Genomic DNA, 21,872 nt, shown 5'->3' on the forward strand with positions numbered 1-21,872 from the left:
GGTGGAGCGGGTGGCCGGGGGTCTGTTGCCGGTGGACCTGACGCGGTCGACCGGGTTCCACCGGCTGGTCGTGGAGGGGCGGGAGTACTGGTTCGGGACGGAGGACGCGAAGCTCGGGCTGGACGGGATCGAGCGGATGCTGAACCACCTGCGGACGGTGTACGCGGGGGCGGGCTGGCGCGGGCAGGTGCTGTTCTCGTCGGGGGAGGTGCTGCGGGACCCGCACGTGGTGTACGGGTGGCTGGACCGGCACGCGGACGTGGTCGTGGCGGTGGCGCGGGAGATCCTGGCGCAGCCGCGGTGGGGGAGCGAGGCCGGGCGGCGGATGAGCCGGGTGGGCGGGCCGGGGGTGGACGCGGCGGCGACGCACCGGCTGCTGCGGTCGGATCCGCGACGGCTGCTGGTGGAGGTCGAGGGCAAGGGGTACCTGCCGCTGCGGGTGGTCCGGAAGGACCGGCGGGCGAGCGTGCGGACGGCGGCGAACCTGCGGCTGCTGGCCCTGCTGCGGGTGGTGGCCCGGCTGGCGGGGGAGGTGCGGGCGGCGGCGGCCGAGGACGAGGAGGCGGCGGCGCGGTGCCTGCGCTGGCAGGAGGAGGTCGGCGGGCTGCTGCGGCTGGGCGTGCTGCGGGAGTTGGGACGGGACGGGGTGCCGGCGAACGCGCTGCACGCCGCGCGGACGGCCGACGAGCTGGCCGACCGGCGGTACCGGGCGATGTACGGCCAGGCCGATTCGCTGCGGCGCAACTTCGGCTGGCAGGCGACGCGGGAGCCGCTCAGCCGCTTCGCGTACGTGGACTACGCGGACCGGATCTACCAGTCGTTCGTGGCGGTGGCGCTGGCCGACGCGCTCGGTTGCGCGCCGGTGGACCCGGTACTGGGGCGGGCGGCCGGGGCGGCCTTCAGCGGACCGGAGTTCGACGTCCACGTCGACCGGACGCCACCGGAGGGCGTGTTGAGGTCCTGGCGGCTGGCGAGCAGCACGCCCGACCGGCTGCGGCCGGACGTCCTGGTGCACCGCCGGGAGGACGGGGCGGTGCTGCTGCTGGACGCGAAGTACCGGGCGCACGGGAACCGGGCGACGGAGGACTCGCGGAAGGAAGTGCTGGCGTACATGGCGAGTTACGGCCTGGAGACCGCTGTGATCGCGTACCCGCCGAGGAACGCGGCGTACGCGCAGGTGGCGGTCGTGGAGGGGGCCGGGCAGCGGCTGATCGAGCTGCCGGTGGCGCCCCGGGCCGGGTTGCGCGCGGAACTCGCGGCGGAGGTGCCGAAGTTGCTCGCGCACCTGGCTCCGGGGCGGTACTGAGCGCGGCGGCTCAGAGGAGCGGGAGGAGCTCCTCGGGGGCGCCGTCCTTCATCCGGTCCAGCAGGCGGCCGACGTGCTCGGCGCCGGTCAACCCGGCGACGGCGGCGGCCAGTTCGTCGGCGCGGGCATGCGGGCCGCGCAGCTGCGGGACCAGCTTGTCGGCCACCGCGTCGACCAGGGCGCGGAGTTCGGACTCCTCGTCGCCGCGGTCCTCGTAGGCGATGGCCAGGGCGAGGTCGCGGAGCAGGCCCATGGTGAACCAGGACCGGCCCTCGGGGCTGCCGAGGATGGCGGCGCAGATCGTGGCCAGTGCGGAACGGGTCTGCGGGGAGAGGGAGTCCGAGGTCTCGACGGTGGCGAGCTGGGCGAGGCGGGCCCCGTCGAACATGCTGGCCAGGCCGGAGTCGACGCGCTGCTGGACGCGCCGGTGCTCGGTCCGGATCTGGTCGACGGCGAGGGAGACGATCTCCGCCTCGCGGTCGGACTCGTCCACGGCCTCGAAGCGGTCGGCCAGCACGTTGGGCATGGTGATGACGGTGGCGCGACGCTTGGCCGGGGCGCTGATCCTGGTCCGGGTCTCCGGCTCGTCCAGGTAGGAGTTGCAGGTGGCCAGGATGAAGGCGTCGACGGGCAGGGCCCGGTGGGTGCCGTCCGGGAGGCGGATCCGGCGCTTGGGCTCCTGGGTCGCGATCAGGACGGAGGCGAGGTAGCTCTCGATCGTCGCGAGGTTGAACTCCTCCAGGATGACCACGCGGGCGTCCAAGGGGCGTTCGGTGTCGAGGATCTCGGTGGCGAACTCGCGCAGCTGGGGAGTTCCGTCGAGCTGCTGGTAGCCGAGGAACTCGGCCTCGTCGAAGTCCGAGCGGATCGGGATCAGGACCGGGGCCGGGAGCTTGAGGTACTTGCTCATGGCCTCCGCCAGGTTGCTCGCGAAGGTCGTCTTGCCGGTACCGGGCTGGCCGATCAGCACGACCATGTCGCCGCGCAGCCAGGCGGTCAGGACGCGGCGGACGAGTCCGGTGGGGGCGGCGAAGCCGGACTTGGCTATCCGGGCGTCGAGTTCGGCGATGATGCCGTCGATCGGGCCGGGGAGCTGACCGGCCTGCTCGGTGCCGCCGAGGGCGGCGGTGAGTTCGGCGTCGGTGACCGGCTGGTCGGTGAGGGAGTAGTCCCAGTAGGCCGTGGGGATGCCGTTGTCGGGCAGGATCGTCCCGGGGAGATCCAGGACGTCGGGACGGAACTCCGCGCGGAACCAGGCTGCCAGCTCGTCGAGGTCGGCGATCTCGACGTTCCGGCCGAACCAGATCGCCAGGTCGATCAGGGGGGTCGGCTCGTAGCCCTGGTCGAGCATGTCCTGGCCGGCCGTCACGGTGAGAGCCCACTCGTCCCTCGGCCGGTTGGCCAGCGGGTTCTTCTTCTGCTGGCGCAGGACCTTGCCGCGTTCGTAGCAGCCCTTTCGGATCCGCTGGATGCTCGTCTCCGCGTAGCGCTCCTTCACCCACGGGCTCTCGCTCTTCCAGATCGCCCGGTACGGGGCGTCGGTGTCGGGCGCGCCGGGGAGGCGGAAATGCGCGTCGAGGAAGGCCTTCTCCTCGCTGCCGCCCCACGGGAGGCCGTCCAGCAGTTTCTTGGCCGCGCCCTCGGCGTCCGCGCTGTCCTTGGCGGCGGTCCGCAGCATGGCGGAGAGGGTGACGACGATCAGCGGGTGGGCCTCGGCCTGGAGCCGTTCGGCGGCCTTGAGGATCAGCGGCAGGGGAAGGTACGGCACGGTCGTACTGTACCGACCCGAGCTTCCGCTACGGGGCCAGGTCGGTGAGCCCGGGGAGGGTGGGGTGGAGGTCGAGCTCGTCCGGCTGCGGGGTGTCCTCGGGGCCGGCGGTCCGGGGGCGGGCGGCGGCGCCGGGCATGTGGCCGATGACGAGGTCGCAGAAGGCCGGGTTGAGCTCGATGCCGACCGAGGAGCGCCCCATCTCCAGGGACACGTCCATGGTGGTGCCGCCGCCGAGGAACGGGTCGAGGGTGACGCCGCCCTCCGGGCAGCCGGCGGCGATGCAGCGCCGGACCAGGTCGCGCGGGTAGGGGGCGTAGTGGGTGCCGCGGCCGAGGGACTTGCGGTCCGGCTCGATGGTCCAGACGTCCTCGGCGCCGTCCAGCCCGTCGCGGTTGAAGAAGTACCGGGGGCCCTTGGAGAACAGGAAGACGTGCTCGTACTGGCGGTGCGGGCGGTCCTTGGCGGTGGGCTCGGGGAGGCTGGTGCGGCGGGTCCAGATGATCGCGCTGCGGAGCGTCCAGCCGTCCTCCTGGAGGGCGAGGGCGACCCGCCAGGGGATGCCGATCAGGGACTTCCGGGGCAGGCCGAGGCCGGGGCCGTCGACGGCGCGCAGGCCGGGGAGGCGGCGGCTGCGGTGCTTGGCGTCGTTGCCGTGCGGCTTGCCCTTGGCGGAGTAGTAGGTGTCGCCCAGGTTGAGCCAGACCGTGCCGTCCTTGGACAGCACGTGGCGCAGGCCCTCGAAGGTCTCGCGCAGGTTGGTGACGAAGCCGTCGATGGTCGCCTCCATACCGAACTGGCCGTCGACGCCGTAGTCGCGCTGCCAGTAGTACGGCGGGGAGGTGATCACGCAGTCGACGGACTCGGCCGGCAGGTCCTGGAGGATCTTGCGGTTGTCGCCCTCGTGGACGCGCCAGAAGGAGCCGTCCGGGGTGCTGCCCGCGCCGCGTGCCGCGGGGACGTTCTCGTCGGCCCAGATCTCGGCCTTGGGGCGTGGCTCGGCCTTCGACGTCTTCGTGCGCGCAGCCACGTGGTCCCTCATCCGGATTGTCCTGCAATGTACCGACCCATTATGGGCCAGTGAACACCAATGTAAGAGTAGTCCGACGGTGGTGGCAAGCCGCGGATGGATCTAGGCTGGCTGGTCGTGGACGCCAAGTATCTTGCGGGTGCGACCGAGATCGGCGAGGTGCTGGGCGCGGACGGCAACACCGTCAACCAGTGGAAGCGCCGCTACCCCGACTTCCCGGAGCCGGTGCTCGTGCTGTCCGGGCGCCCGCTCTGGGACATCCGGGAGGTCGTCGGCTGGGCCCGGCGCACCGGGCGGCCGGTGGCGAAGCCGGACTACGAGGCGCCGGTGCGGTCGGCGGGCGTGCGGTCGGCGGGCGTCCGATCGACGGCGGCGGAGCGGTCAACGGTGCTGCCGGGCAAGGACGTTCGCGCACCCGAGGGGTGGACGAACGGTGTGGCAGAATCCCGGCTGTGACCCTTCGCCTACTGATCGCGGACGACCAGGAGATGGTCCGGCGCGGCATGCGGCGGATCCTGGAGAACCAGCCGGACCTGGCGGTGGTCGGTGAGGCGGCGGACGGCGTCGCCGCGGTGGAGGAGGCCCGCCGGCTCCGGCCGGACGTCGCCCTGGTGGACATCCGGATGCCGCGGATGGACGGCCTGGAGGTCGTCCGGCTGCTGGCCGGGCCCGGGGTGGCGGAGCCCGTCAAGGTGGTCGTCGTCACCACCTTCGACCTCGACGAGTACGTGTACCCGGCGCTGCGCAACGGCGCCTCCGGGTTCCTGCTCAAGCGCTCGGGGCCGGCGCTGCTGGTCGAGGCGGTCCGGTCGGCGGCGGTGGGGGACAGCCTGATCAGCCCGTCGATCACCGTCCGGCTGCTGCGGCACGTGACCGGCGGCGTGGGGTCGGAGAAGGCGGGGGCGAGGGCTGGCGCGGGGGCGTCGAGGGCGGGCGGTGGTGGCCCGGCGCCGGTCGAGCGGCTCACCGGGCGGGAGGCGGAGATCGCCGGGAAGGTCGCGGAGGGCCTGACCAACGCGGACATCGCCGGGGAGCTGTTCATCTCGGCCGGCACGGTGAAGACCCACGTGGCCAGCATCCAGCGGAAGTTGGGCGTTCGGAACCGGGTCGGGATCGCCGTGCGGGCCTTCGAGCTGGGGTACGCGGACGGCCGGACGGTCGGCTGACCGGCCTGCCGCGCCGGGCAGTTGGGCCGTTCGGGGTCGCACCGCCGGGTCGGTGCCGCCTAGGCTCGGCGCATGCAGACCGACCCGGGGCCGCCGGACTCGCGCCGCCGCCGCACCCTCTGCGTCGTGGCCGGGGCGCTGGTCGCGGCGCCGGCGGCGTTCGCCCAGACGGCCAGTGCGTGGATCGTGGCGCTGGCCGCCGCCGCGGCGCTGGCGGTCGCGGTGCTGCGGCGGCCGTTCGGGGCCGGCTCCGCGGTCCGGGCGGCCGGGCTGGTCGCGGCGGTCTCGCTCGCGGTGGACGCCGGCTACCCCGGGCCGCGCGGCGTGGTGCTGCTGTGGCTGCCGTTCGAGTTCGCGGCGCTGCTGGTGCTGGTCGCGCGGGTGGTGCGGCTGGCGCCGGCCCGGCAGGCGGCGCTGGTCGGCTCGGCGCTGACGCTCGCGGTGACGGTCCTGCCGCTGCGCTTCGCGCTGCAGCCGCCGGGGCCCGCCCTCGGGCCCGCGGTGGTCGGCGTCGCGACGGCCGTGTTCCCGGCCGTCGGGGCGGTCGGTGTCGGGCTGTACCTGCGGGCGCTGGACGACCGCCGGGCCCGGGCCGTCCGGCGGGCGCGGCGGGAGCAGCGGCTCGAAGTGGCCCGCGATCTGCACGACTTCGTCGCCCACGAGGTGACCGGGATCCTGCTGGAGGTGCAGGCCGCGCAGCTCGGGCCGTACGACGAGCGGGAGGTCGGGGAGCTGCTGGTGCGGCTGGAGGCGGCCGGGCTGCGGGCGCTGGACTCGATGGACCACACCCTGCGGACCTTGCGGGAGCCGGGCGGCGGATCGGGTGGGTCGGGGGACGCGCCGGTGGACGTGCAGGTGGACACACAGGTGGACGCGCCGGGGGACGCGCCGGGGGTTGCCGACGCCGAGCCGCCGCCGACCCGGACCCGTGGCCTCGCCGACCTGCCGGAGCTGCTGGAGCGCTTCCTGGCGGCCGGCCCGGTCGACGGCGGGCTCGACCTGGCGCCCGGGCTGGCCGGGACGGCGCCGCCCGCGATCGAGGACGCGGCCTACCGGATCGTCCTGGAGGCGCTGACCAACGTCAGGCGGCACGCCCCGGACACTGGGCGGGTGGCGGTCGAGGTGGTCCGCGCGGAGGGGCCCGCGCTGCGGGTCACCGTGACGGACGGCGGGCGGCGGGCGGGCTCCGGACGGCTCGGTGGACCGGGCCCGCGCCGTGACGGCGGGGGCGGCACCGGGCTGGCCGCGCTGGGCGAGCGGGTCGAGGCGCTCGGCGGGCGGTTGGAGGCCGGGCCGTACGGCGGGGGGTGGGGGGGGGGCGGCGAGGTGCGGTGGCGGGGGGGGCGGGGGCGGGGGCGGTCCGGGCGGGGCTGAGACGGCGGGGCCCTGCCCGGTCCGGCGGCCTCGCCCGGCCCTGCCTCGTGCCGGCCGGCCGTGCCCGGGGTGAGCGGGAGGGGCGCGCGACGCGGGTGCGCGCCCTGCCGAAAAGCACAGGTCAGGGGGCGAGAAAGTCCCCGGATATCTGCCGAACGGCAGATGGCAGCCGGGCGCGGATCGGGGAGGCTTCCGAGCGTGTCCAACGCCAACCCCCTGGAGGTGCCCGGTGTTCACCCGCCGCCGAGTCGTACCCGCCCTGCTCGCCCTCGTCGTGGCCGTCCTCGTTCCGCTGACCGGCTGTGCCAACGCCGCCGGCGCCGAACCCGAGGACAAGACCTTCAAGTTCACCGGCAAGAGCCTGAACGTCAAGTCGCACGGCATCCCGACCGACCTGGTGCCCGCCGACCGCAAGGACGTGAAGGTCACCCGCTGGTTCGACAAGGACGGCCGGATCGGCGACACCCACGAGGTCTGGGAGTTACAGGGCGACGTCCTCGAACTCCGGGCCGGGTGCAACGGGCTGGCCAACTGCGACGCCAAGTTCCGGGTCGAGGTCCCCCAGGGAGTGGCGGTGCTGCGGGACGGCCGCGAGACGGACCTCAAGGGCTGAACCGACCGACTGCTGTTGCTGGGAAAGGAGGAGACGGTGCTCGAATTGATCGACGTCACCAAGGTCTACAAGGGCGGCAAGCGGGCCGTCGACGGCATGACGATGCAGCTCGCCCCGGGGATGCTGGGCCTGCTCGGCCCCAACGGCGCCGGGAAGTCGTCGTTGATGCGCATCGTGTCGACGGTGACCCGGCCCACCAGCGGCCAGGTCCGCTACCGGGGTGCCGACGTGGTCGCCGAACCCGACTGGTTGCGCACGGAACTCGGCTACCTGCCGCAGGACTTCGGGGTCTACCCGAACCTGACCTCGCGGGAGTTCCTGTCCTACCTGGCGGCCGCCAAGGGGCTCGGCGCCCGCTCCGCCCGGGCCCGGATCGACGAACTGCTCCACCTGGTCAACCTGACCGAGGCGGTGAAGCGTCCGCTCGGCACGTACTCGGGCGGCATGCTCCGCAGGGTCGGCATCGCCCAGGCCCTGCTGGCCGACCCCCGGGTGATCGTGGTCGACGAGCCGACCGCCGGGCTGGACCCGGAGGAGCGGGTGCGCTTCCGCAACCTGCTCAGTGAACTCGCGGCCGACCGGGTGGTGATGCTCTCCACCCACATCGTCTCCGACGTCGAGTCGGTCGCCGCCGACATCGCCGTGGTCGCGCGGGGGCGGCTGCTGCGGCGTGGCGCGCCCGAGGGCCTGCTCCGGGAGGCGGACGGGCAGGTCTGGGAGGCCGTGGTCGCCCCGGCCGCCGTTCCGGCGGTGCAGGAGCGGTGCGTGGTCAGCCGGATGGTGCGGACGGCGGACGGCGTGCGGCTTCGGCTGCTCGCGTCCGACCCGCCGACGCCCGACGCCGTCCCGGTGCCGCCCGACCTGGAGGATGCCTACCTGGGCGTCATCCACGGTGCCGACGCGCTGGGTTCGGGGACGAGGCCCGCGAATCCGGGGGTGGTGCGGCGATGACGGTGCGACTGCTCGCGGGCCTGGCGGCGGGCGACTTCCGGGACCGGGTGCGCCGCCCGGCGTACGCGGTGACCCTGCTGGCGGCGGTCGGCCTCGGCTACCTGGCGGTGCCGGACGCCGGTAGCCGGTGGGTGATCATGGACGTGGGCGGCCACCGGGGGGTCTACAACAGCCCGTACGTCGGCGTGGTCACCGCGCTGGCCGGCGCGCTCTGGCTCACCTTCGGCGGCTTCTACGTGGTGCGCAGCGGCATCGCCCGGGACGAGACCACGGGGGTCGGCCAGATCCTGGCCGCCACCCGGATACGCAGCTCCGGGTACCTGCTGTCCAAGTTCCTGAGCAACCTGCTGGTGCTCGCCTCGATGCTGGGTGTGCTGGCGGTGACCGCGCTGCTGATGCAGCTGGCCCGGGGCGAGGACCGCTCGGTCGACCCGGTCGCCCTGGTCGAGCCCTTCCTGGTGCTCGCGCTGCCGCTGATGGCGGTGACCGCGGCGGTGGCGATCCTGTTCGAGACGGTGCCGCTGCTGCGGGCGGGCCTCGGGAGCGTGGTCTGGTTCGGGCTGGCGCTCGTCCTGTCGATCGGCGGGCAGTCCGCGTCCGCGCCGCTGGGCGGGCTGGGCGTGCAGGAGGTGTCGCGGTCGATGGGGGCGGCGCTGGAGGCCCAGCACCTGTCGGCCGGGGACGGCGGCTTCAGCCTGGGCCTGACCGAGGTCGCGGAGCCGTTGGGCACCTTCGGCTGGAACGGCTTCACCCCGTCCGGGGGGTTCCTGCTCGGTCGGGCGGTGCTGGTGCTGCTGGCCGTGACGGTGGCGATGCTGCCGGCGCTCTGGTTCGGTCGGTTCGATCCGGCGCGGGCGGCACGGACGGTGGCACGGACAGCGGCACGGACTGTGCGGGGCGCCAGGGCGGGACAGGCGTCCGGGCCGGAGCCGGAGCCGGAGCCGGAACTCGAGCCCGGGCCCGGGCCCCGGCCGAAACCGGCGCAGGCGCCGGGGCCGGAGTCCCCGTCCCTGCCGCGGACGGAGGCGCGTCGGGCCGGGGCGTTCGGCCGGCTGCTCGCGGGCGAGCTGCGGATCCTGGTACAGGGCGTCTCGCGGTGGTGGTGGCTGGTGGCCGCCGGGCTGGCGGTGGCCGGGTTCGTGCTGCCGCTCGGGACGGTCACCGGGGCGCTGCTGCCCGTGGCGTGGCTGTGGCCGGTGCTGATCTGGTCCCGGCTGGGCAGCCAGCAGGTCGAGAACGGCCTGGAGGTGCTGCTCGGCGCCTACCCCTCGGCGCGACGCCGGCTGCTGGCCGAGTGGGCGTCCGGGGTGGTGCTGACCGCGGTGGTGGGTCTCGCGCCGCTGGCGCGGATGCTGGCGGCGGGGGACGGCGCGGGTGCGGCCTGCTGGTTCGGCGGGGCGGTGTTCATACCCTCGCTGGCCATGGTGCTGGGTGTGCTGAGCCGGACCCACCGGGTGTTCCAGGCGGTCTACCTGCCGATCTGGTACGTCCTGGTCAACCACGTGGCCGCGCTGGACTTCATGGGGGCGGTGCGTAGGAACGGCGGTCCGGCCGGGCCGAGCCCGCTGCTGGTCGCGGGCCTGGCGGCGGCGATGCTCGCGGTGGTGTTCCAGGTCGGCGCCGCCCGGCGGAACGTCAAGGAGTGACGGAACAAGGGGTGAGGAGGTGGGAGCGGTGGGAGGCTGAAGGCCCTGGCGGCCGTCGTCACTGGTCGAGGTAGGCGAGGACGGCGAGGACGCGGCGGTTGTCGGCGTCGGCGGGCAGCAGGCCGAGCTTGGTGAAGATGCTGCTGATGTGCTTGGCGACGGCCTTCTCGGTGATGAACAGCCCCTGGGCGATTCCGGCGTTGGAGCGTCCCTGGGCGACCCATTCGAGGACCTCGCGCTCCCGGGCGGAGAGGCTGCCGACGCTCTCGTCGCGCTCCTTGCGGACCAGCAGCTGCGAGATCACCTCCGGGTCCATCGCGGTGCCGCCCTCGGCGACCCGGCGGATCGAGTCGAGGAACTGCGAGCCGTTGGTGACCCGGTCCTTGAGCATGTAGCCGACTCCGCGCCCGCCGCTGGCCAGCAACTCCCGGGCGTAGAGGGGCTCGACGTACTGGGAGAGCAGCAGGACCGGCAGATCGGGCATGGTGCGGCGGGCGGAGAGGACGGCCCGCAGGCCCTCGTCGGTGAAGTTCGGCGGCAGCCGGACGTCGACGATGGCGACGTCCGGCCGCTCGGCGGTCAGCGCGGCGAGGAGGTCGGAGCCGTTGTCCACGGCGGCCACCACCTCGTGGCCGTAGGCCTGGAGCAGGCGGATCAGGCCGTCCCTCAGGAGGAAGTGGTCTTCGGCGAGGACAATGCGCACGGGAGCTCCATGGTCACCACGGTCGGGCCGTTGGCGGGGCTGTTGACGGCGACGACCCCGTCGAAGGTGGCGAGCCGTCGCTCGATGCCGCGCAGCCCGGTGCCCCGGGAGGCGTCGGCGCCGCCGCGGCCGCTGTCGGTCACGGTGATGCGCAGCACGCCGTGATCGTAGCGAATGTCGATCCGGGCCCGGTCGGCGTGCGAGTGCTTGGCGACGTTGGTCAGGATCTCCGAGACGGCGAAGTAGGCGGCCGACTCGACCGGCATCTCCGGGCGGCCGGGGAGGTCCACCTCGACCTCGGTCGGGACGGGGCAGACCATGGCCAACGCCCGTACCGCGTCGGCCAGTCCGCGGTCGGCGAGGACCGGCGGGTGGATGCCGCGGACCAGGTTGCGGATCTCCTCCAGCGCCTTGGAGGAGGACTGCCGGGCCTCGATCAGCAGCGCGCGGACGGCCTCCGGGTTGCTTTCCAGCAGGTGCTCGGCGGCGTCCAGGGTCATGCCCATCGCGACCAGCCGGGCCTGGGCGCCGTCGTGCAGGTCGCGCTCGATCCGGCGGATCTCGGCCATCTGGGTGTCGACCGCGCTGCTGCGGGTGGTGGTCAGGTGCTCGATCCGGCTGGCCATCAGCTCCTGCTCGCCGGGGGCGAGCATCGAGCGAGTGTACAGCGCGTGCCGGCGCACCGCGCGCGGGGCGACCCACAGCGCCAGCGGCAGCTGCGCCAGGCCGAGGACGCCGGCCAGGACGGCGGTGGCGGTGCCGTTGATCGGGACGAACTCGTACCAGAGGCCGTCCACCTCGGCGGAGAGCGGGACGCCGAAGAAGGCGAGGAAGATCCCCCAGAGGCCGCTGAGCAGCAGCGCGACCGGAACGAAGGCGAGGAAGGCGCCGACGAACGGGTCGGTGAAGACCCAGGCGAACTCCCGTCTGGTCTGCGGGTCGCCCGTGATCCAGCGGTAGCGGGCGATCATCCCGGAGGCGTCGGTCGGCACCGGCGGCAGCGGGGCGGGCGGGCCGGGGATCTGCACGCCGGACCAGCTCGCGGCCCGCTCGCGCTGCCGGTCGGCCAGGGCGCGCACCCGCGCCATGGCACGCGGCACCAGGCCGAGTCGCAGGCCCGGCAGGGAGATCGCGGTGGTGACCACGAGGGTGAGCCCGCAGGCCACGACGGACAGCCGGCACAGCTCCAGGGCCCGGCGCAGCCCGGTGAATCCGGCAGGGACGGAGAACCCCTTGATCTCGACCGCCGAGGGGCTTCCCCCGAGCTGCATCGTGCGGTCCATGGACGCGCTCCTTCCTGGTGCCTCGCGGCCTTGGCGGTGCTCCGGCCTGCGGTGGCCGTGCGTCCATTCTGGTGGTGCCGCGGGGGTGGCCGCGGTGGTAATAACTCCCCTCTTGCGGCCCGGTGACGAATCGCCAGGCCGCCCATGCCGCCCAGGCCGCCCAGGCCGGCCTGGCCCGGCAGTGGGGCCCGGTGGTCACTGCGGGGCGCGCTGCCCACGTCCCGCCGTCACAGCGACGGGTCCTGCACCAGGATCGCCTGGTAGAGGTGGTGGAGGCGGCGGCTCGGCGCGAGCCCCAGCTCCTCGTCGAGCCAGCGGCGCGTCCGGTGGAAGGTGTCGACCGCCTCGGACGGCCGCCCGCACCGGTACAGCGCGATCATCAACTGCTCGCTGAACCGCTCCCGTTCGGGGTGCTGGGCGAGCAGCTGCTTGAGCTCCGGGACGACCGCGCCCGCCTCGCCGGCCTGCAGCTGCGCCGCGATCAGGTCCTCGCGAGCGGTCCTGCGCTGCTCGTCCAGCCGCAGGGCGACCGCCCGGCACCAGGGGCCGTCGCTGGTGTCCAGCAGGGCGGGTCCGCGCCACATCGCGAGCGCCTCGCGGAGCGTGCCCATCGCCTCGTACGGCCGGTGCTCGACCAGCCCGGCGCCCCGCTCGGCGGTGCGCAGGAAGCGGTAGGCGTCGACGGCGCCCTCCGGGACGTCGAGCAGGTAGCCGTTGTCGACGGTGCGGACGAGTTCCCGGTCGTGTCTCTCCAGGCCGAGTTCAGCCAGGGACTTCCGCATCCGTTTCACCGTGGCCTGCAGGGCGTTCCGCGCGTTCTTGAGCGGCGCCTCCCCCCACAGCTCGTCGATCAGCTCGTCGAACGCGACCACCCGCCCGGCATTCAGGGCCAGCATGGTGAGCATGACGCGGTTCTTCTTCGCCCGTAAGCGCACGGTCCGCTGATCGTCGCCGATCAGCAGCGGGCCGAGTATGGAGATGTCCACCGAATTCCCCGTCCCTGGCGGTGAACTCCGGCCGCGCCGTGCCCGGTCGACACGCGACGCGAACGGCGAACGTGTATGCGGCTCCACAACTCCCGTAACAAACCATCACATGGCGGTCGCCGTCAAACCCCTGATCCGCCGTGCGTGCGGGGGAGGGAGGCGCCGGGGAGCGCTGGGTCGGCGCGGCGGGACGGGCGTTCGCGGCGGCCAACTCGCCCGGGGCGCACAGCAGTCCGGGGTCGGCGAGGACATCCTCGCCGACCCCGGACGTCGTGCCGGTGCGGCCCGGCCGGTGGGTGCTAGTCGTCGTCCCCGAAGTCCCCGGCGTCGCTGCCGTCCGGGGTGCCGCTGATGGCGTAGCCCTGGCGGCGGGCCTCGTAGCAGGCCACCGTCGCGGCAGCCGAGACGTTCAGCGAGCCGACCCGGCCCAGCTGCGGCACGAAGACCACCTGGTCGCAGAGCGCCAGCGCCTCGGGGGTGATGCCGCGGTCCTCGTGCCCGAGCACGAAGGCCACCGCCGGGGTCAGCTCGGCGGCGAACATCGGCACCGCCTCGTCCGCGAGCTCCAGGCCGACCACCTTGAAGCCGTCCGCCTTCGCCGCGGCCACCGCCTCGGCGACGGTCGGGAAGTGCTCCACCTTGAGGTACTTGTCGGTGCCCATGGCGGCCTTCTGCGCGCCGGAGGAGCGCACCGAGGGAGTGTCCCCGGCCAGGTACAGCTTCTCGGCGCCCATCGCCGCCCCGGTCCGGACCACCGAGCCGACGTTGAACGGCGACTGCAGGTTCTCCAGGATCATCGCGAGCCGGAACTCGTTGCTGCGCCGCCACGAGCGGTGCAGTCGCTTCAGTTCGGTCCCGCGCAGCTGCTTCACGACGTCGTACCCCTGCCACTCTCGGTGCCCTCGCCCGCCTCCGGACGGGGCCGTGCTTCCAGAATCCGGAACCCGTTGACGGACGTGACCCGGCTCGTCGGGTAGCCCTGGTCGTTCAGCCACTTCTGCAGCGAGTCCGAGCCCAGGTGCTTCTGCACCACCAGGAAGGCCGAGCCGTCCGGGGTCAGTCGGCCGAGCCAGCGGGTCAGCAGCCGGCGCAGTTCCGCCTTGCCGATCCGGATCGGCGGGTTGGAGTAGATGGTGGCGAACCGGACGTCCTCCGGGACGTCGTCGGGCAGCGCGGCCTGGACGTTGCCCAGCCCCAGCGCCTGCGCGTTCAGCCGGACCAGCTCCAGCGCGCGCTCGTTCACGTCCACCGCCCACACCGGCAGCCGCTTGCGCCGGGTCGCCCAGGTCAGCGCGATCGGGCCGTAGCCGCAGCCGACGTCCAGGATCGGGCCGCGCACCCGCGGCGGCGGGGCGTGCTCCAGCAGGATCCGGGTGCCCGGGTCGAGCCGGTTGCGGGAGAACACGCCGGCGTCGGTGGTCAGTTCCAGGGTGACGTCCGGCAGGGAGACCGTGATCGGCCTGCGCTCGCTGGCGACCTCGGGTGCACCGCTGAAGTAGTGCGAGCCGGACATGCGTTCCCCGTCGTTCGTAAGGGCCTCGGGGCCACCGGGTGGGTGTGGGTAAGCCCTTGGTACGGCACCGATCGTACCCCGGTGGCCTCGGACGGCGTCCCGGACGGCGTCCCGGCGGGCGGGGCGGACGGGGCGGACGGGGCGGGGTGGACGGGGCGGGCGGCGGCCCGGACGGGGGCCCGCCGCCCGGGCCGGGTCAGTGCGTGCCCGGGGTCTTGCGGGTCGCCACGTTGATCCGGTTCCAGGTGTTGATGGTGAAGCAGACCGAGATCAGCTGCGCCAGCTCCGCCTCGGCGAACTGCTCGGCGGCCCGGGCGTACACCGCGTCCGAGACCCCGCCCTCGATCCGGGCGATCTCCTCGGCCAGCGCCAGCGCGGCCCGCTCCCGCTCGTTGTACACGCCGGCGGGGGCCTCGTGCCAGACCGGCAGCAGGTAGATCCGCTCGTCGGTCTCGCCGGCCTTGCGGGCGTCCTTGGCGTGCATGTCCAGGCAGTACGCGCAGCCGTTCAGCTGCGAGGTGCGCATCTGGACCAGCTCGACCAGCGCCGGGTCCAGCCCCTCGCGGGCGGCGGCGTCCAGGGCGATCACCGCGCGGAAGACCTTCGGGGCGGTGCGGGCGTAGTCGAGGCGGGCGGGGGCGGTGGTGCTGTCCTTCGTCGTGGAGTTCGTCGTCATGGCTACGACCCTAGGCGTGGAATGCACCCGCTCCATGGGTCATTCCGCGGCCGGATTCCCGGGTCAATTTCCGGGGCCGATCCCGGGCCGGTTCCCGGGGCCGATCCCGGGCCGGTTCCGGAGCCGTTTCCCGACCGGTCCGGGCCCCGGTCGGCTCCGGCACGTCGCGCCCGGCGGCCCGGCGGCGGATACTGCCAGTACCGCCCTGTACCGCCCCGTAGCGCGCAGCACCGCCGCCCGGGCCCGTGGGAGCCTCCGAACAGCGAGGACGTACGCCATGCCGCAGAATCACGAGGACTACCTGATCGACGAGGCCGTCGAGACCGTCGAGCCGGACGAGGCGGAGCCCGAGGGCGACGAGTACGACGAGGTCGCCGAGCGCAGGGCCGTCGGCGCGGACCCGGCCACCGACATCGCGGACGCCGCCGAACAGAGCCGGACCGTCCAGCTCGACGAGGACGCGTACCGCGAGTAGCGCCGACCCGGAGCAGCTCCGTCCGCGAACAGCGGCTACCGCGAGCAGCGCCTACCCCGAGTAACGCCCAGCGCGCGCGGCCTCCCGCCGCCGGCGGCCGCCCGTCACAGCGCCTTGCGGCGCTGCAGCCAGGTCATCGCCGCCCAGCCCGGCAGCACCGGAAGGATCAGCGTCAGCAGTCGGAACAGCGCCACCGCCGCCAGCGCGCCGCCCTCCTCCATCGACGCGGTCTGCTCCAGCAGCCCGGTCAGCATCGTGTCCACCGCGCCGGCCCCGCCCGGGGTCGGCGCCATGCTGCCCACCGAGTTCCCGACCAGGAACACCACGGCCACCGAGGCGAACGACGGCTCCCGGCCGATCGCCCGGACACAGCAGTACAGGCAGGCGATCAGGCACAGCGACACCAGCAGCTGCCCGGCCACGCCGACCGCCAGCCGTCGGGGGTTGCGCAGCAGGTCCAGCATCCGCGGCAGCACCTCGGCGGTCAGCGGCCGCAGCCGTGCCGCCAGCCACCGCCGGGCCGCCGGGACCGCCCAGGCGACCGCCAGCAGCGCCGCCGCCACAGCCAGGCCGGTCACCACGATCGGCAGCGGGTCCGACTCGGCGTTGCCCGGCTCGAAGTCCAACAGGTAGGCGAACGCGCCCAGTTGCAGCATGTGCAGGGCCAGCCCGATCAGGTTCCCCACCCCGACGCTGGACAGCGCCTGCGCGGTCGGGATCCCGGCCTTCTGCAGCAGTCGGGTGTTCAGCGCGATCCCGCCGACGCCGCCGGGTGACACCAGCTTCACGAACGACCCGGCCACCTGCGCCAGCACCACGTTGCGGAAGTCCAGCCGCTCCGGCACGAACCCGACGAACCCCATCCCCGCCGCCACGTGGCTCGCCGCCGCCGCGGCCAGCGCCAGCACCAGCCACCACGGTTCGGCGTTCGCCACCGCCGAGATCGGATTGTCCTCCGCCGCGAACAGCTGCGGTATCAGCAGCCACCCGGCCACCACCCCGCCCACCACGGCCAGCAGCGTCCGGGGCCGCAGCCGCTCCAGTTTCACCGGCCGCTCCGGCGTCACCGCCCGCCCCCGCAGCACCTCCGCCCGGATCTCCTCCACCAGCCCGCCGGCCGTGGCCGTTCCCCCGGCGGTGCCGCTCTCCTGCTCCGGCCGCTGCGCCTGCTGCGACTCCGCCGCCTGCTCCGACTGGTCCGCCTGCTCCGGCACCGGCTTGTGGTGCTTGAGGGCGTGGCGGGTGGTGCGGGCGAGGGCGATGGGCTGGAGGAGGGGGAGGGCGGCGACGACCGGGTCGGGGCCGAGGACGGCGATCGCGGTGGCGACGGCGCGGGCGGCGCCGGCGCGCAGGGCCAGGGTGGTGAGGAGCTGGACGAGGTCGCAGCGGAGGACGAGTTCGCTGGCCGCGATGTCGCCGTCCGCGAAGTCGACCAGGTGGACGGCGCCGGTCCCGTCGATCAGCAGGGAGGTGGGGACGAGCGCCCGGTGGGCGATCTCGCGGCGCTGCAGCAGGGCGAGCTGCCGCCAGGCGTCGGCGAGCAGTTCGTCGGTGATCTCCTCGTCGGCGAGCCGGTCGAGGGTGCGGCCGTCGAGGTGTTCGTAGGCGATGAGCGCGGTGTCCGGGCCGAGGCCGGCGGTGGCGGCGATGTGCCGGGTGCGGACGCCCGCGGCGAGGGCCGCGTAGGTGACCAGGGCCTCGTGTTCCAGGCCGGTGCGGGGCGAGCGCAGGGCGCGCGGGTGCGGCGCGGTGCGCAACCGCAGACGGCGCCAGGCGCGCTGGAGGGCGGCGGCGGTGACGGCCTGCCGGTCGAGGAGCTGGAGGTCGAGGTCGGGCCGGTCGTCGGCCTGCCGGACGTGGTAGCGGTCGGGCCCGGCGGGCTGGGCCTCGACGGGCCGCAGCCCGCTGTCCCGCAGGGTGCGCAGGATCTCGCCGGGGCGGGGCCGCGGGTCCGGGGTGCCGACCGCGTACAGGGTGCCGTGCGCGCCGGTCCAGCCGAGCAGCAGGCCGAGCAGCAGCGCGGTGGGGGTGGCGTAGCCGCCGGCCAGCCCGGCGAGGCCGTTGAGCGCGAGGAGGGCCCAGGGCAGCCGGCGTTCGCGGCTGCCGGAGGCGGTCATGAAGGCGAGGACGGGCGCGAGGTAGCCGTACACGGGCTCGGTGTGGCCGAGCGTGCCGGGTGTCGGCTGGGTGAGCGCGTCGAGCATCGAGGCGGGGGCGCGGGTTTCGCACCACAGGTTGAGGGCGAGGGTGGCGCCGTACGCGAGGACGGCGGCGAGCAGTCCGTCCGAGACCTGGTGGAGGGCGCGGCGCCGGTCGGGGCCGAACAGGCGGCGGACGGCGAGGCCGACCGGGAGCAGCAGGACGGCGGCGGTGCTGAGGCCACCGGCGAGCTGGGCCAGCGGGCGGGGGACCAGTGCGGCGACGCCGGCGACGTCGTCGGCGAAGCCGCCGGTGGTGGCGCGGGCGTACTCGGCGAGGAGGAGGGTGAGGGCGATCGCGGTCAGGCCGGTGAGCAGCCGGATGAGGGCGACGGGCTGCCGGACGCGGTCGGTGCCGGGCAGCACCCGGGCGGCCCGGTACCGCCCGGAGGCGGCCTGCCCGCTCCCGGCCGGTCCGTTCCCGGTCTGCCCGTTCTCGCCCTGCCCGCTCCCGGCGGGTCCGTCCCCGCCCTGCCCGGCTCGGCGCTGTTCGGGTATGCCGCCCGCGCCACCCGCCCCGGTGGGTGCGCTGCCGCCCCCGCCGTCGCCGCTCGTTCTCCCCGTCACGATCGTCACGGACGGCATGCTCCCACGCCGTCCGTGGACGAGGTGTCCGGGCGGTGGACGACCGCGCCCGCTCTCGGGGCCGGGCCGGCGCTGAGCGTGTCGCGGGCGGGCCCGACCGGGGCCGTCACTACCCTCGACGACCATGAGCGCCTGCGAAGACCTCGCCGCGGCCCCCCGGGAGATCGCGCCGCTTCCGCCCGTCGACGGCTGCGCCGACTGCCTGGCCGAGGGCCGCCGGGACTGGGTGCACCTGCGGATCTGCCTGGACTGCGGCCACATCGGCTGCTGCGACTTCTCGCCGCGGCGGCACGCCACCGCGCACTTCCACGATTCCTCGCACCCGGTGATCCGCTCGTTCGAGCCGGGGGAGGACTGGCGCTGGTGCTACGTCCACGAGGTCATGGGCTGAGTCACGGGCCGGGCGCACCGGCCGGCCCGGCTCGGCTCGGCTCCCCGGTGGCACGGGCCCCCAGGCCGGATAAAATCCGGACATAACGCCCGTGCGGGCCCTCCGGCCGACATCCGTCCGGTCGGTGGCCGCCGAAGGGAGGCCGATGATGACCAAGCGATCACCGGGCAGCACCGCCAAGCTCCGCCAGGGCACCCAGGAGCTGCTGGAACGCCGGGGCATGGCGAGCGCGCCCACCCGGCTCGGACCGACGCCGCAGGCCGGATCCATGTCCTCCGCCACCGCCGGGTACGGCGCCGGCGGCGCCTTCCGCCACGGCGGGCGCGACGCGGCGACGGCGGCGATGCACTCCGCCCCGGCGATGCACGCCGAGCTCAAGGGGCACCGGCACCGCGGCGCGGAGAAGCACTCGGCGCACTGAGCGCCGCGTCGTCCGGGGTTCCCTCTCGGGGCGGGCGCCGGAACCTCCGGGCCCGCCCCTGACGCGTGTTCAGGCGCCCGGGCCGGGCGGCCCCGAGGGACGGTCCGGGCGATTGTCGGAGGTGTCCGCTAGGTTCGTCGCGATCACCGGCACAGGGCCCGTTGATCAGCGCAGGGCACAGGGCACGGCAGGACGTTGGGGGCGCACCATGGCCGATGTGATCGCGGAGGAGCCGGTCGAGGTCCGGATCGAGCGGCACCGCACCGAGTTGACGGGCTACTGCTACCGCATGCTCGGCTCGGTCTTCGAGGCCGAGGACGCGGTGCAGGAGACGATGGTCCGCGCCTGGCGCGGCTACCAGGGCTTCGAGGGCCGGGCCGCGCTGCGCTCCTGGCTGTACCGGATCGCCACCAACGTCTGCCTGGACGCGTTGAACGGCCGCAACAACCGGGCCCGTCCGATGGACCTCGCCGGTCCGGTGACGGTGGCCACGGCGAGCGACACCCAGCTGCCCGAGGTCACCTGGATCGGTCCGGCGCCGGACGGCCGGGTGCTCCCCGAGACGGGGGACCCGGCCGAGGTGGCGGCGCAGCGCGAGTCGGTGAAGCTGGCCTTCGTCGCCGCGCTGCAGCGCCTGGCGCCCCGGCAGCGGGCGGTGCTGATCCTGCGCGAGGTGCTCGGCTGGAAGGCGGCCGAGGCGGCCGAACTGCTCGGCGTCACGGTGGCCTCGGTCAACAGCGCGCTGCAGCGGGCCCGGGCCGTACTGGCCGCCGACGACTCGGCCGCGCGGCCCCCGCAGCCGCTGGACGCCGACCACCGCGCCCTGCTGGACCGCTACGTCACGGCCTTCGAGGCCTACGACATGGACGGCCTGGCGGCGCTGCTGCACGAGGACGTCACGCTCAACATGCCGCCGTTCTCGATGTGGCTGCGCGGCCGGGGCGAGATCCGGGACTGGATGCTGGGCCCGGGCCACGGCTGCCGGGGCTCGCGACTGGTGCCGGTGACGGCCAACGGCGGCCCGGCGTTCGGCCAGTACCGGCCGAGCCCGGCGGGCGGGCACGAGCCGTGGGCGCTGATCGTGCCGGAGGTGTCAGGGGGCCGGATCACCGGGCTCACCAACTTCCTCGACACCGACGTGCTCTTCCCGCTGTTCGGCCTCCCGCCCCGGCTGGACGCGGAGTAGCCGGGTGTCGGGCCGCGACACGTCGAGCATCCCCGCCAGCGCCGGCGGGTCGGCCGCGCCCGGCAGCAGCGCCGCGAGGCCGCTGAACGCGAGCAGTTCGCGCAGCGGCCCGTCCGCGTTCAGCAGCACCACGCCCACACCGTGCCGCCCGGCGGCCAGCCGCAGCCGGGCGAGCGCGTCGACGACGGCCAGGTCGGGGGCGGTGAGGGCGCCCAGGTCGCAGGTGAGCACGGGGGCGGTCGCGGTGTGGCGGTCGAGGTCCATGCGGTGTGGACCGTCCGCGCGGCCCGGGCTCATCGCTCCCGGCGGAATCGGCCGGGATGGGCCGGGATCCCGACCGGATCCGGCCGGGATCCGCCGCGCATGCGGCCCGGGGGAACCGGTCGGAAAACACCTCGGCGGGCAGCGGAAAAAAATCGGCGCGGAGCGATGAGTTTCGACCCGGCACCCGGTCTACCCCTGTGAAAGCGCGCCACCGAGGGCGCCCCACCCGAGCGAGGACGGACGGACACCACATGACCGAGAACCTGGGCGAGCTGACCATCACCCGCGAGCTGCCGGCCGGCCCGGACGCGGTGTTCCGCGCCTACGTCGAGCCCGAGCAGTTCGTCCGCTTCTGGGGCCCGGTCGGCACCCACGTGGAGCTGGACACGGTGACCATCGAGCCGAAGGTGGGCGGCCGTTACGACAGCACGATGACCATCGACGCGACCGGCGACACCTTCCCGCTGCGCAGCACGATCACCGCGTTCGTCCCCGGCGAGCTGCTCGTGATCCGGGAGGAGGGCGTCGGCATGAGCTCCAGCCTGGCCTTCAAGGACCTCGGCGACGGCCGCACCGAGGTCGTCCTGCACCAGACCGACGTGCCCGAGATGTTCCGCGGGCCGGAGGCCGAGGCGGGCATGAACTCCAGCTTCGACCGCCTGGTCGAGCACCTGTCCGCCCAGCGCTGACCGGGCCGGACGGTGCCCCCGGGTGCGGCCGACCGGCCGTGCCCGGTGGCAGAGTTGGGGCCACCTGTACCCGCCCCGCCCCAGGAGGTCCGCCGTGACGGCCGAGCCCGAGCCCCTGAAGTCCCGTGAGGAATGGCTGGCGTCGCTGCCCCGGATCTACGCGGCGGCCGGCTGCCTGCTGCGGGACGCGTCCGGCCGGATCCTGATCGTGAAGGCCGGCTACCGCGAGCACTGGCAGTTCCCGGGCGGGACGATCGACCTCGGTGAGGGCCCGGTCGAGTGCGCCGTACGGGAGTTGGAGGAGGAGACCGGCATCGTCCAGGAGGCCGGCGAGCTGCTGGCGATCTCCTGGACCCACCCCTCGCCCGAACTGGACCACCCCGCCCAGCACTTCCTGTTCGCGTTCGGCACCGTCCCGGACGGCACCCCCGTGACCGTCCCGGCCGGTGAACTGGACGCGTACCGCTGGGCCGGCGTCGAGGAGGCGCTGGACCTGCTCGGCCCGGCCCGCTCGCTCCGGCTGCGCGCCGCGCTGGAGGCGGAGGCGGACGGCCGGGTGCGGATCTTCTCCACTCCGATCTCCGGCTTCTGAGCGGCGGCTGCGGCTGGCTGGGCGGCGCCCCAGCGGCGTGACCGGCCCCGGGCGGG

General features: G+C 74.4%; 23 protein-coding genes. 13 read left to right on the plus strand and 10 right to left on the minus strand.

The genetic code is table 11. From position 1 onward, the window contains the following. On the plus strand, positions 1 to 1,306 hold a 1,306-nt coding region (locus VM95_RS15950; protein WP_208615466.1), incomplete at its 5' end, for a hypothetical protein. A gap of 10 nt (positions 1,307 to 1,316) precedes the next feature. Here the strand turns inward: VM95_RS15950 and VM95_RS15955 are convergent. Together VM95_RS15955 and VM95_RS15960 are read right to left on the minus strand one after the other, a co-directional pair. Further along, complete coding sequence (locus tag VM95_RS15955) at positions 1,317 to 3,074, minus strand: AAA family ATPase (protein WP_045697112.1); 1,758 nt, start codon at positions 3,072 to 3,074, stop codon at positions 1,317 to 1,319. Between the two features lie 28 nt (positions 3,075 to 3,102). Next, positions 3,103 to 4,104, minus strand: a complete 1,002-nt coding sequence (locus VM95_RS15960; protein ID WP_157882118.1) for a DNA-methyltransferase — start codon at positions 4,102 to 4,104, stop codon at positions 3,103 to 3,105. Between the two features lie 96 nt (positions 4,105 to 4,200). On the opposite strand from VM95_RS15960, the gene VM95_RS15965 reads away from it, so the two are divergent. The 6 genes from VM95_RS15965 to VM95_RS15990 all read left to right on the plus strand — a co-directional run bounded on the left by VM95_RS15965 (position 4,201) and on the right by VM95_RS15990 (position 9,854). Continuing rightward, positions 4,201 to 4,560: a hypothetical protein gene (locus VM95_RS15965; protein WP_157882119.1), complete on the plus strand. Its 360-nt coding sequence runs from the start codon at positions 4,201 to 4,203 to the stop codon at positions 4,558 to 4,560. Positions 4,561 to 4,592: 32 nt separating this feature from the next. After that, the gene (locus tag VM95_RS15970; RefSeq protein ID WP_425265314.1) at positions 4,593 to 5,270 is read left to right on the plus strand and encodes a response regulator; all 678 of its coding nucleotides are present in this window, start codon (positions 4,593 to 4,595) and stop codon (positions 5,268 to 5,270) included. A 72-nt stretch (positions 5,271 to 5,342) separates the two neighbouring features. Next, entirely contained in the window at positions 5,343 to 6,644 is a 1,302-nt protein-coding gene (locus VM95_RS45205; protein ID WP_063773509.1) for a sensor histidine kinase, read from the plus strand. A gap of 229 nt (positions 6,645 to 6,873) precedes the next feature. Next, the gene (locus VM95_RS15980) at positions 6,874 to 7,257 is read left to right on the plus strand and encodes a hypothetical protein (protein ID WP_045697121.1); all 384 of its coding nucleotides are present in this window, start codon (positions 6,874 to 6,876) and stop codon (positions 7,255 to 7,257) included. 36 nt (positions 7,258 to 7,293) lie between these two features. After that, positions 7,294 to 8,208, plus strand: a complete 915-nt coding sequence (locus VM95_RS15985) for an ABC transporter ATP-binding protein (protein ID WP_045697123.1) — start codon at positions 7,294 to 7,296, stop codon at positions 8,206 to 8,208. Beyond that, positions 8,205 to 9,854, plus strand: a complete 1,650-nt coding sequence (locus tag VM95_RS15990; RefSeq protein WP_045697125.1) for a hypothetical protein — start codon at positions 8,205 to 8,207, stop codon at positions 9,852 to 9,854. Before VM95_RS15985 ends, VM95_RS15990 begins: the two co-directional genes overlap by 4 nt. A gap of 58 nt (positions 9,855 to 9,912) precedes the next feature. On the opposite strand, the gene VM95_RS15995 is transcribed toward VM95_RS15990, so the two are convergent. The 6 genes from VM95_RS15995 to VM95_RS16020 form a co-directional block, all read right to left on the minus strand. Next, positions 9,913 to 10,557: a LuxR C-terminal-related transcriptional regulator gene (locus VM95_RS15995; protein WP_045697127.1), complete on the minus strand. Its 645-nt coding sequence runs from the start codon at positions 10,555 to 10,557 to the stop codon at positions 9,913 to 9,915. Then, positions 10,521 to 11,840: a sensor histidine kinase gene (locus VM95_RS16000; RefSeq protein WP_045697129.1), complete on the minus strand. Its 1,320-nt coding sequence runs from the start codon at positions 11,838 to 11,840 to the stop codon at positions 10,521 to 10,523. The genes VM95_RS15995 and VM95_RS16000 overlap by 37 nt, the downstream gene beginning before the upstream one ends. A gap of 227 nt (positions 11,841 to 12,067) precedes the next feature. Continuing rightward, entirely contained in the window at positions 12,068 to 12,826 is a 759-nt protein-coding gene (locus VM95_RS16005) for an AfsR/SARP family transcriptional regulator (protein WP_244178797.1), read from the minus strand. A gap of 299 nt (positions 12,827 to 13,125) precedes the next feature. Continuing rightward, positions 13,126 to 13,698 (minus strand): TrmH family RNA methyltransferase, encoded by a 573-nt coding sequence (locus tag VM95_RS16010; RefSeq protein WP_045697131.1) that lies wholly within the window; start codon positions 13,696 to 13,698, stop codon positions 13,126 to 13,128. Beyond that, a complete protein-coding gene (locus tag VM95_RS16015) occupies positions 13,695 to 14,339 on the minus strand; it encodes a class I SAM-dependent methyltransferase (protein ID WP_045697133.1) in 645 nt (214 codons plus the stop codon). Before VM95_RS16015 ends, VM95_RS16010 begins: the two co-directional genes overlap by 4 nt. 196 nt (positions 14,340 to 14,535) lie before the next feature. Further along, complete coding sequence (locus VM95_RS16020) at positions 14,536 to 15,015, minus strand: carboxymuconolactone decarboxylase family protein (protein WP_045697135.1); 480 nt, start codon at positions 15,013 to 15,015, stop codon at positions 14,536 to 14,538. 277 nt (positions 15,016 to 15,292) lie between these two features. Here VM95_RS16020 and VM95_RS16025 point away from each other — a divergent pair, with 277 nt between their 5' ends. Beyond that, positions 15,293 to 15,490, plus strand: a complete 198-nt coding sequence (locus VM95_RS16025) for a hypothetical protein (protein WP_045697137.1) — start codon at positions 15,293 to 15,295, stop codon at positions 15,488 to 15,490. Between the two features lie 104 nt (positions 15,491 to 15,594). Here VM95_RS16025 and VM95_RS16030 read toward each other — a convergent pair whose 3' ends face one another. Then, positions 15,595 to 18,264 carry a lysylphosphatidylglycerol synthase transmembrane domain-containing protein gene (locus VM95_RS16030; protein ID WP_157882120.1) on the minus strand — a complete coding sequence of 890 codons (2,670 nt, stop codon included), beginning with the start codon at positions 18,262 to 18,264 and terminating at the stop codon, positions 15,595 to 15,597. 133 nt (positions 18,265 to 18,397) lie between these two features. Here VM95_RS16030 and VM95_RS16035 point away from each other — a divergent pair, with 133 nt between their 5' ends. The 3 genes from VM95_RS16035 to VM95_RS16045 all read left to right on the plus strand — a co-directional run bounded on the left by VM95_RS16035 (position 18,398) and on the right by VM95_RS16045 (position 20,271). Then, positions 18,398 to 18,664 carry a UBP-type zinc finger domain-containing protein gene (locus tag VM95_RS16035; RefSeq protein WP_045697139.1) on the plus strand — a complete coding sequence of 89 codons (267 nt, stop codon included), beginning with the start codon at positions 18,398 to 18,400 and terminating at the stop codon, positions 18,662 to 18,664. 148 nt (positions 18,665 to 18,812) lie between these two features. Beyond that, positions 18,813 to 19,085, plus strand: coding sequence for a hypothetical protein (locus VM95_RS16040; protein ID WP_157882121.1), 273 nt, complete (start codon positions 18,813 to 18,815; stop codon positions 19,083 to 19,085). 208 nt (positions 19,086 to 19,293) lie between these two features. Then, positions 19,294 to 20,271 (plus strand): sigma-70 family RNA polymerase sigma factor, encoded by a 978-nt coding sequence (locus VM95_RS16045; RefSeq protein WP_045697144.1) that lies wholly within the window; start codon positions 19,294 to 19,296, stop codon positions 20,269 to 20,271. Here VM95_RS16045 and VM95_RS44405 read toward each other — a convergent pair. Continuing rightward, positions 20,179 to 20,535: an STAS domain-containing protein gene (locus VM95_RS44405; protein WP_045708765.1), complete on the minus strand. Its 357-nt coding sequence runs from the start codon at positions 20,533 to 20,535 to the stop codon at positions 20,179 to 20,181. The two genes, VM95_RS16045 and VM95_RS44405, sit on opposite strands and share 93 nt — an antisense overlap. A 251-nt stretch (positions 20,536 to 20,786) precedes the next feature. Between VM95_RS44405 and VM95_RS16055 the strand changes: the two genes are divergently transcribed. Together VM95_RS16055 and VM95_RS16060 are read left to right on the plus strand one after the other, a co-directional pair. Continuing rightward, complete coding sequence (locus VM95_RS16055) at positions 20,787 to 21,224, plus strand: SRPBCC family protein (protein WP_045697149.1); 438 nt, start codon at positions 20,787 to 20,789, stop codon at positions 21,222 to 21,224. A gap of 94 nt (positions 21,225 to 21,318) precedes the next feature. Continuing rightward, a complete protein-coding gene (locus VM95_RS16060) occupies positions 21,319 to 21,816 on the plus strand; it encodes an NUDIX domain-containing protein (RefSeq protein ID WP_052706264.1) in 498 nt (165 codons plus the stop codon). Positions 21,817 to 21,872 lie beyond the last annotated feature (56 nt).

This window comes from Streptomyces rubellomurinus (assembly GCF_000961885.1).
GTDB classification, from domain to species: Bacteria; Actinomycetota; Actinomycetes; order Streptomycetales; family Streptomycetaceae; genus Kitasatospora; species Kitasatospora rubellomurina.

What these genes read in the sequence shown, in the direction of transcription:
- VM95_RS15965 (WP_157882119.1), top strand. Translation starts at nt 4,201, where the DNA reads ATGGATCTAGGCTGGCTGGTCGTGGACGCCAAGTATCTTGCGGGTGCG.
- VM95_RS15970 (WP_425265314.1), top strand. Translation starts at nt 4,593, where the DNA reads ATGGTCCGGCGCGGCATGCGGCGGATCCTGGAGAACCAGCCGGACCTG.
- VM95_RS45205 (WP_063773509.1), top strand. Translation starts at nt 5,343, where the DNA reads ATGCAGACCGACCCGGGGCCGCCGGACTCGCGCCGCCGCCGCACCCTC.
- VM95_RS15990 (WP_045697125.1), top strand. Translation starts at nt 8,205, where the DNA reads ATGACGGTGCGACTGCTCGCGGGCCTGGCGGCGGGCGACTTCCGGGAC.
- VM95_RS16000 (WP_045697129.1), bottom strand. Translation starts at nt 11,840, where the DNA reads ATGGACCGCACGATGCAGCTCGGGGGAAGCCCCTCGGCGGTCGAGATC.
- VM95_RS16015 (WP_045697133.1), bottom strand. Translation starts at nt 14,339, where the DNA reads ATGTCCGGCTCGCACTACTTCAGCGGTGCACCCGAGGTCGCCAGCGAG.
- VM95_RS16020 (WP_045697135.1), bottom strand. Translation starts at nt 15,015, where the DNA reads ATGACGACGAACTCCACGACGAAGGACAGCACCACCGCCCCCGCCCGC.
- VM95_RS16025 (WP_045697137.1), top strand. Translation starts at nt 15,293, where the DNA reads ATGCCGCAGAATCACGAGGACTACCTGATCGACGAGGCCGTCGAGACC.
- VM95_RS16035 (WP_045697139.1), top strand. Translation starts at nt 18,398, where the DNA reads ATGAGCGCCTGCGAAGACCTCGCCGCGGCCCCCCGGGAGATCGCGCCG.
- VM95_RS16040 (WP_157882121.1), top strand. Translation starts at nt 18,813, where the DNA reads ATGACCAAGCGATCACCGGGCAGCACCGCCAAGCTCCGCCAGGGCACC.
- VM95_RS16045 (WP_045697144.1), top strand. Translation starts at nt 19,294, where the DNA reads ATGGCCGATGTGATCGCGGAGGAGCCGGTCGAGGTCCGGATCGAGCGG.
- VM95_RS44405 (WP_045708765.1), bottom strand. Translation starts at nt 20,535, where the DNA reads ATGGACCTCGACCGCCACACCGCGACCGCCCCCGTGCTCACCTGCGAC.
- VM95_RS16055 (WP_045697149.1), top strand. Translation starts at nt 20,787, where the DNA reads ATGACCGAGAACCTGGGCGAGCTGACCATCACCCGCGAGCTGCCGGCC.